Consider the following 11,359-nt stretch of genomic DNA (forward strand, 5'->3'; position numbering starts at 1 on the left):
TAGGGAGCCGTGGGCTTACTTGTCGTCGTCTTTGTCGCTGGCCTCACCTGCGCAGCCGGCGGCGGCGGCGTAGTTATTGCCGGCATCGATGCCCAGCGCGGCGGCTTTACGCCAGTCTTCGCAGGCCTCCTCGGCTTTGCGCAGCATTTCGCGAGCATGGCCGCGGTTGAAGTATGCCTCGGCATACTGGGGGTTAAGCTTAATGGCTTCGCTGGCATCCGACTCGGCTTTTTCGAACTTCTCCTGCTTGAGGAAGGCCGCCGCGCGGTTGTTCCAGGCGAAGGCATACTTGGGGTTGAGCAGAATGGCCTGGTTGAAGTCGGAGATGGCGCCGGCGTAGTCCTTGTTTTCAAAGCGGGCGCTGCCCCGGTTGTTAAAAGCCAGGGCATTATCGGCTTTTTTGTCGAGGTAGGCGTCGTAATCCTTCAGGGCCTCCGGCAGCTTTCCGGTGCGGCGCAGGGCCGCAGCGCGGTTCAGCAGAGCCGGCAGCAGGCTGGGGTCCAGGGTCAGGGCCTTGGCGTAGTCCTGGGCGGCCGCGGCGTAGTTGGAAAGCTTGGTGTTGGCGCTGGCGCGGTCGTGGTAGGCGTAGGCATAGCTGGGGTCGGCCTTGATGGCGCCGTCGAAGTCGTCGCGGGCCTGCTGGTATTCCCCTTTTTCGAAGCGGATGATGCCGCGGTTGTACCAGGCGGGGGCGTAGTTAGGCTGGTTTTTCACCGCTTCGGAGTAGTCCTGCTCGGCCCCGTCGAGCTGCTTGAGGGCTTCGCGCACCTGCCCGCGGCCAAAGTAGCTGGTGTAGCTGGTGGGCTCCAGCTTAATGGCCTGGTCGAAGTCGACCATGGCCTGGTCGTACTCCTGCAGCTCGTAGCGGGTGGCGCCGCGGTTGGAATAGGCCGCGGCGAAGTCGGGCTTGGCGGCAATGGCCTGGCTGAAGCTGGCCAGGGCGGCCGGGTAGTTCTTGCTGTTGAAGCTGCTGAGGCCGCTGTTGTAGGCTTTCTCGGCCAGCTGCTGGCCGGGGAGGTTCTTGGCCCGTACCGAGTCGACCTGTGCCTGGCTGACCGTTGGCAGAGCCCCTAATAGCAGTAATAAGGCGAGCGTAAACAGTTTCAGTTGCATAATAATCGGAATAGGTACAGGTAGTACACCTTACCGTGCGAAGTTATTGGATTTGAAGCGCCGGCGCAATTCGGAAGGCAAAATCGATAGCCAACGCGCCCCCGTTTTGCCGCCGCAATGGACGAGAAACTGGGTGGCCGGGCCGTGGTGCCCTGGGTGTCAGGCCGGGTAAAAGCGGGCGGTACGCGGCGCTCAATCAAGGCAGCGCTGCCGACGGGTTTTTAATTTTAACGGGAAGGCCAGTGGCCGGAGGCGGGCCGGGAGAAGTGGGGAAGGGGAGAAGCCCCGAGGCATGCCCCGAGCTCAATTTGCTAGCTTTGCTGACTACCTCCTTTAAAGGAAGGCCTTTCTCCCTTGGTGAAGTACTTAATAACTCTGTATTGCCTCGTAATGAGCATGTTGCCGGCCTGCGTAGAAGCCAGGGCCGCCTCTGCCGATAGCTTGTTGAGGGAGCTGAACGAAGCCCTGGCCCACAAGCCGGAATACGATGCGCAGCGCTTGAGCCGCATTGCGCGGCTCACCGCCGACTTCAGGGCACCCAAAGCAAGCCCCAATGCCAGGTTCAACCTGGGGCTGCGAATCTATGATGAGTACAAGGCGTTTAAGTACGATTCGGCTTTCGTGTACTGCCAGCGGCTCGCCCGCCTGGCCGAGCAGCTAGGCGACCCGCAGAAGAAGGAGCTCACCCGGCTGAAGCTGGCATTTGTGCTGCTCTCGTCGGGTATGTTCAAGGAAACCTTCGACGTGCTGGAGCGCCTCAACCCGCGCCAGCTGGCTCCCGCCGACCGGGGCAGCTTTTACTTCCTGCAGGCGCGTGCCTACAACGACCTTGGCGCCTTCAATGCCGACCGGACTTACCGCCCGGCTTACTACCAGAAGGCGCTGGCATTTGCCGATACCGCCCTGCAGCTCAGCCGTCCGGGCTCGTACGAATACCTGGCCGTGCAGCTGTTCAGGGCCCAGAAAACCAATGACCTGGCCCGCGGAGCGGCGGTGTATGCGCAAATCCGGCGCCTGCCCCGCCTCACGCAGCACCAGCTGGCCGTGAGTGCCAGCACCACTGCTTACCTCTATGAGCTGGCCGGCCAGCCCAAGAAGGCCTTTGAGCTGCTGCTGGTATCGGCCGCTGCCGACCTCAAATCGGCTACCAAGGAAACGACTGCCATATCCAAGGCGGCCGACTATTGCTACCGCAAAGGCGACTTGAAAAACGCCTACAGCTTTATCAGCGAGGCCCGCGCGGCCGCGTCCTTCTACAACGCGCGGCAGCGGCAGATTCAGATGAGCCAGCTGGCGTCGGTGATTGAGGGGCAAAAAATCAACATCATTGAAAAGCAGCGCAAGTCGCTCCAGACCTTGGCCATCATTCTGTCGGCCCTCGCGGCGGTGGTCATTGGCTTTGCCGTGGTCAGCTTCCGGCAGCTGCGGCAGCTGCGCCGGGCCAGCCGGCTTATTTCAGCTACCAATGGGGAGCTGCAAGCGCGCAACGGGGAGCTGCGCCAGCTTATCAACGAGCTCAACGAAGCCAACAGGATTAAAGAGGAGTACCTGGGGTACTACTTTCACAACAGCTCCCGGTACATCGACAAGCTGGAGGCGCTTAAGAAGCGGGTGGATGGCCTGCTCGGCAGCAAGCAGTACGCCGCCGTGCAGAAGCTGGCCGACGGCATCAACATCAAAACCGAGCGCAACGAGCTGCTGAAAGGGTTCGACACGGTTTTCCTGCGGCTGTTTCCCCACTTTATTGACCGGTTCAACGCCCTGTTTCGGGAAGAAGACCGCATCCGGCTGCCCGAAGACCAGCTGCTGACCACCGAGCTGCGCATCTTCGCCCTTATCCGGCTTGGCATAAGCGACAGCGAGCAAATCAGCCGCATGCTCGGCTATTCCATCAACACGATTTACACCTACAAAACCCGGGTGAAAAATCGGTCGCTGCTACCTAACGATGAGTTTGAAGCGCGCATTCAGGCCATTCAGGCCGTTTGATTGAAACTTGTGGTGAAGAGTGCGTATTGAAGCCAGATACCCTGGCCTGCCGGTCTGCCGGTGTGCAATGATACCGGGTTGACTGGCAATATCAGGCTTATATTTTAGTCGGAATAATTTGGGGTAATATGTTGTTTGATAGTTGGTTGTATTGCCTGTTGGTTAATATTTTTCATACTTCAGCTTGATAAATTTCCCCCGGCCAGCCATGACTATACTTTTGCTGGCAGTCGGTGCCCAAGTGTTGGCCTGCCGCCACCCGACGCGCTGGCAGCAAGGGTGCTGGGCCTGATTTGGTGCTGAAGCGTAAGCTACCGCAGCCAGCGCCGGCAGCTCGGCCCCGGTGCTTGACTTTCCCTTTTACCATGAAAAACTTCCTCTCTACTGCCGCCTTGCTGCTGGCCGCTTACAGCGCCGCGGCCCAGCCAACCGGCCCGCTCACGGCCCGCCTCGACAAGGTGAGCCTGACCTTTGCCCTGAACAGCAGCGGGCAGCCGACTTACAGTGTCAGCTACAACCAAAAGCCCGTCATTCAGCCCTCGCGCCTGGGCATCTCCCTGGCCGAGGGGCCGGGCTTCGATGCGGTGCTGGAAGTGGCCGGCAGCGAAACCAAAGACGTGGACGAAACCTGGCAGCCGGTGTGGGGGGAGGTGAAAAACATCCGCAACCACTACCAGCAGCTGACCGTGCACCTGCGCCAGCCCCAGGCCCCGGGCCGCCAGCTCGACGTGGTGTTCCGCGTATTTGCCGACGGCGTGGGCTTCCGCTACGAGTTTCCGCAGCAGGACAAGCTGCAGTACTTCACCGTGAGCGACGAGCAAACCCAGTTCAACCTGCCGGCCGACCACAAGGCCTTCTGGATTCCCGGCGACTACGATTCCAACGAGTACAGCTACACCACCTCCCGCCTCAGCCAGGTAAACACCACGCCCATTGCCGTGATTCAGCACCGGGCCGCGCCTACGACTGTGCAGACGCCCCTGATGCTCAAGACCGACGACGGGCTGTACGTCAACATCCACGAGGCCGCGCTGGTGAACTACCCGGCCATGTTTGTGAACGTGGACCCTAAGACATTCGCACTAAAGGCCCAGCTCGTTCCCAGCGCCACCGGGGCCAAGGCGTATTTGCAGACGCCCGAGCACACGCCCTGGCGCACCGTGGTGGTGGCCGACAACGCCCCGGCCATTCTGGCCAGCAAGCTCATCCTCAACCTGAACGAGCCCAGCAAAATAGCCGACACCGGCTGGATTAAGCCCCAGAAGTTCGTGGGCGTGTGGTGGGAGATGCACGTCAACAAGGCCAGCTGGAACTACTCCGACGCCAGCAACATCAAGCTGGCCGGCACCGACTGGAGCACCCTGAAGCCCAACGGCCGCCACGGTGCCAACACGGCCAACGTGAAGCGCTACATCGACTTTGCGGCCAGGCATGGCCTGCAGAGCGTGCTGGTGGAGGGCTGGAACGTGGGCTGGGAAGACTGGTACGGCAACTGGAAGGAAGAGGTGTTCGACTTCGTGACGCCCTACCCCGACTTCGACGTGCAGGAGCTGCAGCGCTACGCGGCGGCCAAAAGCGTGAAGCTGATTATGCACCACGAAACCTCGGGCTCGGTAACGAACTACGAGCGGCGGCAGGACGAGGCCTTGCGCTTTATGAAGCAGCACGGCTACGACGCCGTGAAAACCGGCTACGTGGGCCGCATCATCCCGCGCGGCGAGCACCACGACGGGCAGTGGATGGTGAACCACTTCAACCGCACCGCCGAAAACATGGCCCGGCAGCAGATTATGGTCGACATGCACGAGTCGGTGCGCCCCACCGGCCTGCACCGCACCTACCCCAACTGGCTGGCCAACGAGGCCGCCCGCGGCAACGAGTTCAACGCCTGGAGCAGCGGCAACCTGCCCGAGCACGAAACCATTCTGCCCTTCACCCGCCTCATGGGCGGCCCCATGGACTACACTCCCGGCATCTTCCAGATTAAGCTCGAGAGCTGGAACCCGGCCCAGAACAAGGGGCGGCAGGTGCACACCACCCTGGCCAAGCAGCTGGCCCTGTACGTGACCATGTACTCGCCCCTGCAGATGGCCGCCGACCTGCCCGAAGCCTACGAGCAGCACCTCGACGCCTTTCAGTTTATCAAGGACGTGGCCGTGGACTGGGACGACACCCGCATTCTGGCCGCCGAGCCGGGCGAGTACGTCAGCATTGCCCGCCAGGCCAAGGGCACGGACGAGTGGTACCTGGGCGCCATCACCGACGAGCAGGCCCGCAGCCAGACGCTGAAGCTGGACTTCCTCAAGCCCGGGCAGCGCTACACGGCCACCATTTATGCCGATGCCCCCGGTGCCCACTGGGAGAAGAACCCCATGGCCTACCAGATTCGCCAGGTGAAGGTCGACAGCAAGTCGGTCCTGAAGCTGCAGCTGGCTCCGGGCGGCGGGGCGGCCGTCAGCATCAAGCCGGTTAAGAAATAGCTCCGGCCCCCACTTATTTCATCGTCCTCCATCAATTCCCACCCATGCATATTCTCAGAAAACTATTCAGCGCCAGCCTGCTGGTGCTTGTTGCCGGCAGCCTGCTGGCGGGCTGCAAAACCGAGACGGCGGACCCGGTTACGCCGCCCGGCAGCACCGGCCCCAATCCACCGCAGTATGGCACGCCCTTCACCGGCGTGCCCAATCGGGAAGACGCGGCCATGTACCAGGTAAACATGCGGGCCTTCAGCCAGGCGGGCAACTTTGCCGGCGTCACGGCCCGGCTGGACTCCATCCGGGCCCTGGGCGTGAACGTGCTGTATTTGATGCCCATTTACCCCGTCGGGCAGCTGCGCGGGGTGAACTCGCCCTACGCCGTGCGCGACTACCGCGCCGTAAGCCCCGAGTTTGGCACCCTCGCCGACCTGCGCACCCTGGTGGATGCCGCCCACGCCCGCGGCCTGAGCGTGATGCTGGACTGGGTAGCCAACCACACCGCCTGGGACCATCCCTGGATAACAGCCCACCCCGACTGGTACCAGACCAATGCGGCGGGCACCATCGTCTCTCCTTCCAACAACGGCATTACCTACAACGACGTGGCCCAGCTGAATTTCAGCAACGACGCCATGCGCAAGGAAATGATTTCGGCCATGAAGTCCTGGGTGTACACCGCCAACATCGACGGCTTCCGCTTCGACTACGCCGACTTCCAGCCCGTCGATTTCTGGAGCCAGGCCATCGATACGCTGCGCAACATCCGCACGCACCGGCTGCTGCTGCTGGCCGAAGGCACCCGCGCCGCCAGCTATGCCGTCGGCTTCGACTACACCTTCGGCTTCCGGTTCTACGGCGGGCTCTGGGACGTGTACCGCCGCGGGCAGCCCGCTACCGCATTCGATGCCTTCAATACCAGCGAGTACGTGGGCGCCACGGGCACGCAGCACGTGGTGCGCTACATCACCAACCACGACGTGAACGGCTCCGATGGCACGCCCGTGGCCTTGTTTGGCGGAAAAGCCGGCGCTATGTCGGCCTTTGTAATTGCCGCCCTTTACAAGGGCATTCCCATGGTGTACAACGGGCAGGAGGCCGGCATGACAACGGCCATTCCTTTCCCCTTCACCTCCGTGAAAGTAGCCTGGGGGGTAAACCCGGACGTAAAGCTGGCCTACCAGCAGCTGCTCACTGCGCGGGCCGGCACTGCGGCCCTGCGCCGCGGTACTCCCACGTCTTACAGCACGGCGGCAGTGTGTGCGTTCACCAAAACCCTGGGCAACGAGCAGGCGCTGGTGCTGGTGAACGTGCGCAACGCAGCCACCGCCTACACCTTGCCGGCCGCCCTGGCGGGCACCACCTGGACCGATGCCTTACAGGGCGGCTCCGTCGCCCTTGGCACGCAGGTGATGCTGCCCCCCTACGGCTACGTGGTGTTGAAGAGGTAAGCCAATGCGGTACGCCGGGCGAGCCCTGGGCAGGGAGCCGCAGGCGGGCGAAACTTTTGCCGTCTCATCCCGCTTGTAGTCCTTGTATCTTTGCATGATTACACCCGCGGCTGCGGCCGCTTTTTCGCTACTTTCCCATGGCAGTTTATCCCGAATACATGGTTGCGCCTATCCGGCAAGACCTGGTCGAGGCTGGCTTCGAGCAGCTCATGACCCCCGAAGAAGTTGAGTCGGCCCTGGCCGGCAAGGAAGGCACCGTGCTGGTGGCCGTGAACAGCGTGTGCGGCTGCGCCGCCGCCAAAGCCCGCCCGGCCCTGAAAATGGCCCTGGCCAGCGCCGAGAAAAAGCCGGCCAAGCTCGTAACGGTATTTGCCGGCATGGAAACCGACGCCGTTGCCAAGATGCGCGAGCACCTGCTCCCGTACCCGCCCAGCAGCCCCTGCATCGCCCTGTTCAAAGACGGCGAGCTGGTGCACATGATTGAGCGCTACCACATCGAAGGCAACGATGCCATGCGCATCGTGAACAACCTGCAAGGCGCTTTCGAAGAGTACTGCTAGTTGATGTGCTGATTTTTTTGATGTGCTGATGTGCTGTGCAAGCATTCGGCCTCTCTCATTGCGAGGGCGCAGCGCAACAATCGGTCCATTTCGAAGAACCAGGCAGTTAATGTAAAAGCCCCAATGCCAGCGCTGGCATTGGGGCTTTTTGATGGGGCTAATCTCAATAGTGACTGAACTCTGGAGGAAGAACCAGCTACACCGGACTTCTTTACCGCGCTTCACCGCGCTTCACTCGCAAAGCAACGTCTTTTCAGCACATCAGCACATCAAAAAATCAGCACATCAACACATCTACTTCGATACTACCTTGAATGTAGTCCGTTGATTCTGCTGGCGGCCGGCCTCGGTGGTGTTGGCGGCAATGGGCATGGTGCCGCCGTAGCCGGCGGCGGTGAGGCGGTCGGGCTTGATTTTGTGGTCGGTGAGGTAAGCCATCACGGCCTGGGCGCGGCGCTCGCTCAGGCCCAGGTTGGCTTCGGGCGAGCCGCTGTTGTCGGTGTGGCTGGTGAGCTGCAGCTTGAGCTTGGAGTTTTCGTTGAGCAGCTTCACCAGGCGCTCCAGCTCGGCCGTGCTTTCCGGGCGCAGGGTGGCTTTGCCCGGCTCAAAGAACACGTTGCTCAGTACCACGTTGGAACCCGGCTCCATCTTTTGCAGGCGGACGTTCTTTACCACTTCCGCGTAGCCGGCGCTGGGCGGCAGGTTCACGTTCTCGGAGTGGTAGAGGTAGTTTTCGTGGCGCACCACAATGCCATAGTTGGCGCCCGAGGGCAGGCTTACCAGGTACTTGCCATTAGCGGAGCTTTGCAGCGCAGACACAACCTGGCCGGTGACGTTATCAATGACCTCAATCTGGGCCTGCAGGGTCTGGGGGCTGCCAATGTCGGTTATCACCCCTTTCAGCACGGTTACTTCGGGCGTCACCACGGGCACCGTCACCACGGGCAGGGCCTGCTTCACGGGCACCGGGCTGGCCGCCAGCAGCCGGTCCTGCTGGCTGAGGAAGGGGCGCTTTTCCGGCCCCAGGAACGTGATGCGGTAAATGTCTTTGCCCCCCTGCCCGCCGGGTCGGTCACTGGCCACGTATCCGAAGCGGCCGGAAGCCGACAGCACGAAGAACACCTCGTCATCGGGTGAGTTGATGGGCCAGCCCACGTTTTCCGGCGCCGACCACATGCCGTTTTTCAGCACCGACTTAAAGATGTCGAAGCCGCCCATGCTGCTGTGGCCCTGGGAGGAGAAGTACAGGGTTTTGCCATCGGGCATCATAAACACGCCTTCTTCGTCGAACGGAGTGTTGATGGCGGAGCCCAGGTTCTGCGGCGGGTTTTTGCCCTCAATCTCGGCCCGGTAGATGTCGCGCCCGCCCAGGCTGCCTTCGGGCTTGTTGCTCACGAAGTACACGTACTTGCCATCCGGTGAGTAGCTGGCTGAGGTCTCGTCGTACTTGGTGTTGATGTGGGAGCCCAGGGGGCGGGGCTTGCTCCAGCCGCTGGCCGTCAGGCGCGACTCGCTGAGGTCGCCCGGGCTGTTGTCGGCGTGCAGCAGCAGGCGCTGCCCATCGGGCGAGAGGGCTACGCCGGCATCGTGCCCGCTGGAGTTGAGCGGTGTGCTGGGGTTGCGGGCCGGAGCCCAGTCGGCCCCATTTTTAATGGCCACGTAAATGTCTTCATTGAAGCCTGCCCCGTCGGAGGCTTTGTTTCCACCCGTGCTTCCCTGCCGGCGCGAGGTGAGAAAAAGCGTCGACTCATCGGCCGAAATAAGCGGGCTGTGGTCGGCTTCCGGCGAGTTCAGGCCCGGGCCCAGGTTGTCGACAAACACCCTCAGCGGGTGCTGCATCAGGCTCTGGCCGGTTTTGCTCTGCGCAATGCCGCGGGCAATGTCCGCGACAGGCACCTCCGCCGGCTGCCCTTTTTTGGCCGGCCCCACCGCCACTGGGCGGGCCTTCTCATACTCCTTGATGGCTTCGGCCCACTTCGCGTTCTGGTGGTATGCGCGGGCCAGCAGGTAGTGCATACGGGGTGCCGGGCCGCTTTCCAGCTCCGCCGCCTTCTGTAGGTGCGACAAGGCCAGGGTTTTATCGCCCAGGTTAAGGTAGCAGTCGCCCAGGCGCATGTTCAGCGCCGCGTTGTTGGGGTTGAGCTTCTGGGCTTCCAGAAAGAGGGGCAAGGCTGCCGCGTAGCGCGGGGGCTTGTTCGTGTAATGTTCTTCCCCATCCTTCAGCGCCCGCTGGGCCGCTTTCAGGGCGTCTTTGTTGAGAAACTTGTCGGAGGAAAAGGGCACGTTCTGAGCCGCAGCCGGCTGTAAGGCCCCCCAAAACAGCGTAAGCGCAAATAGATAGCAAGCAGAAAAACGCATAGTAGTAAGCATACTGAATAGCAGAAAAGAAAGTGCGAGCCGCGCAGGCGTAGCTGACAGCTAAGGCCGCAGCGAAATAGGCTACTGCTTGCCAGCCTCCGTGGCCGGCTCGGTCGCCGCCGCCGGCTCGGCTGCCGGCGTGGGCTCGGGCGCGGGGCAGCCGGCCAGCAAGGCGTAGCTCTTGCCGGCGTCGATGCCCAGCTCGGCGGCTTTGTGCCAGTCCTGGCAGGCGTCGCCGGCTTTGCGGAGCATCTCGCGGGCATGCCCCCGGTTGAGGAAGGCCTCCGCGTAGGCCGCATCCAGCGAAATGGCCTGGCTGGCATCGGCTTCGGCCTTGTCGTATTCCTCCAGCTTGAGGTGGGCGGCGGCGCGGTTGTTCCAGGCCAGCGCATACTTGGCATCCAGCGAAATGGCCTGGGTGAAATCGGCTACCGCGCCCTTAAAGTCTTTGTTTTCGTAGCGGGCATTGCCGCGGTTGGTAAGTGCCAGCGCGTCGTCGGGCTTGGCCTTGAGGTAAGTGTCGTAGTCGCGCAGCGACTGGGCCAGCTGCCCGGCACGGCGCTGGGCGGCCGCCCGGTTCAGCAGGGCCGACAGCAGATTGGGCTGCAGCGCCAGGGCGGTGGTGTAGTCCAGGGTGGCATCCACGTAGTTGCCCAGCTTCTGGTTGGCGCTGGCCCGCTCGTGGTAAGCGTAGGCATCGTTGCGGTTAGCCTTGATGGCCCCGTCGAAGTCGTCGCGGGCCTGCTGGTACTCGCCCCGCTGAAAGCGCAGCACCCCGCGCTTATACCAGGCCGGGCCGTAGCTGCTGCCGCCCTTCATGGCCTCGGAGTAGTCCAGCTCGGCCTCGCTGAGCTTGCCCTTGGCCTCGTAAATCTGGGCGCGGCCCAGCAGGCTGGCGTAGTTGGCTGGCTCCAGCTTAATGGCCTGGTCGAAATCGGCCAGCGCCAAATCGTACTCTTTCAGCTCCAGGTGGGTGGCGGCCCGGGTACCGTAGGGCGGGGCGTAGTCGGGCTTGGCCGTAATGGCCTCGCTCAGGCTGGTCATGGCCGCGGCGTAGTCTTTGGCCTGAAAGCTGGCCAGCCCCTTGGCGTAGGCTTTCTCAGCAAGCTGAGCCGGGGTGAGTGCCTGGGCCGTATCGAGCCGGGCGGTCTGAAGACGGGTGGTATCCGCCTTTGTGGTTTGGGCATCCGCCAGCTGCGAAGAACCCGTGGCCAGCAGAATGGCCAAAAGAAGAATATAGCGTAGCATCTGTTTTCTATAGGCAAACGATGAAAAAATAGGACAGGAAGACGAAGTTATTAAATTTTATGCGGGAAACAAATAGTAAGTCTCAGACTAAACGCATTCGGCCAGTTGGGCTAACAGGCGGTCAAGAAAGGTGTCGTCCCAGGCCAGGCGCTTGCGCTTGACTTTG

At 62.1% G+C, this 11,359-nt stretch carries 7 protein-coding genes; 4 read left to right on the forward strand and 3 right to left on the reverse strand.

The genetic code is table 11. The annotated features are described in order from the left end of the window. Positions 1-15 precede the first annotated feature (15 nt). Entirely contained in the window at positions 16-1,113 is a 1,098-nt protein-coding gene (locus ABD919_RS21120) for a tetratricopeptide repeat protein (protein WP_345238067.1), read from the reverse strand. Positions 1,114-1,503: 390 nt separating this feature from the next. Here ABD919_RS21120 and ABD919_RS21125 point away from each other — a divergent pair, with 390 nt between their 5' ends. The 4 genes from ABD919_RS21125 to ABD919_RS21140 all read left to right on the forward strand — a co-directional run bounded on the left by ABD919_RS21125 (position 1,504) and on the right by ABD919_RS21140 (position 7,587). Further along, positions 1,504-3,102: a DUF6377 domain-containing protein gene (locus tag ABD919_RS21125; protein WP_345238069.1), complete on the forward strand. Its 1,599-nt coding sequence runs from the start codon at positions 1,504-1,506 to the stop codon at positions 3,100-3,102. A gap of 365 nt (positions 3,103-3,467) precedes the next feature. After that, the gene (locus ABD919_RS21130) at positions 3,468-5,582 is read left to right on the forward strand and encodes a glycoside hydrolase family 97 protein (protein ID WP_345238070.1); all 2,115 of its coding nucleotides are present in this window, start codon (positions 3,468-3,470) and stop codon (positions 5,580-5,582) included. A 44-nt stretch (positions 5,583-5,626) separates the two neighbouring features. After that, positions 5,627-7,027, forward strand: coding sequence for an alpha-amylase family glycosyl hydrolase (locus ABD919_RS21135; protein ID WP_345238071.1), 1,401 nt, complete (start codon positions 5,627-5,629; stop codon positions 7,025-7,027). A 137-nt stretch (positions 7,028-7,164) separates the two neighbouring features. After that, entirely contained in the window at positions 7,165-7,587 is a 423-nt protein-coding gene (locus tag ABD919_RS21140) for a BrxA/BrxB family bacilliredoxin (protein WP_345238072.1), read from the forward strand. Between the two features lie 294 nt (positions 7,588-7,881). Here the strand turns inward: ABD919_RS21140 and ABD919_RS21145 are convergent, their stop codons facing one another. Beyond that, entirely contained in the window at positions 7,882-9,945 is a 2,064-nt protein-coding gene (locus ABD919_RS21145; protein WP_345238073.1) for an OmpA family protein, read from the reverse strand. 81 nt (positions 9,946-10,026) lie between these two features. Next, the gene (locus ABD919_RS21150; protein WP_345238074.1) at positions 10,027-11,172 is read right to left on the reverse strand and encodes a tetratricopeptide repeat protein; all 1,146 of its coding nucleotides are present in this window, start codon (positions 11,170-11,172) and stop codon (positions 10,027-10,029) included. Positions 11,173-11,359 lie beyond the last annotated feature (187 nt).

This window comes from Hymenobacter saemangeumensis, assembly GCF_039541835.1.
Classification (GTDB): Bacteria; Bacteroidota; Bacteroidia; order Cytophagales; family Hymenobacteraceae; genus Hymenobacter; species Hymenobacter saemangeumensis.

Coding starts and splice junctions, on each gene's coding strand:
- ABD919_RS21125 (WP_345238069.1), top strand. CDS start 1,504: ATGAGCATGTTGCCGGCCTGCGTAGAAGCCAGGGCCGCCTCTGCCGAT.
- ABD919_RS21130 (WP_345238070.1), top strand. CDS start 3,468: ATGAAAAACTTCCTCTCTACTGCCGCCTTGCTGCTGGCCGCTTACAGC.
- ABD919_RS21135 (WP_345238071.1), top strand. CDS start 5,627: ATGCATATTCTCAGAAAACTATTCAGCGCCAGCCTGCTGGTGCTTGTT.
- ABD919_RS21145 (WP_345238073.1), bottom strand. CDS start 9,945: ATGCGTTTTTCTGCTTGCTATCTATTTGCGCTTACGCTGTTTTGGGGG.
- ABD919_RS21140 (WP_345238072.1), top strand. CDS start 7,165: ATGGCAGTTTATCCCGAATACATGGTTGCGCCTATCCGGCAAGACCTG.
- ABD919_RS21120 (WP_345238067.1), bottom strand. CDS start 1,113: ATGCAACTGAAACTGTTTACGCTCGCCTTATTACTGCTATTAGGGGCT.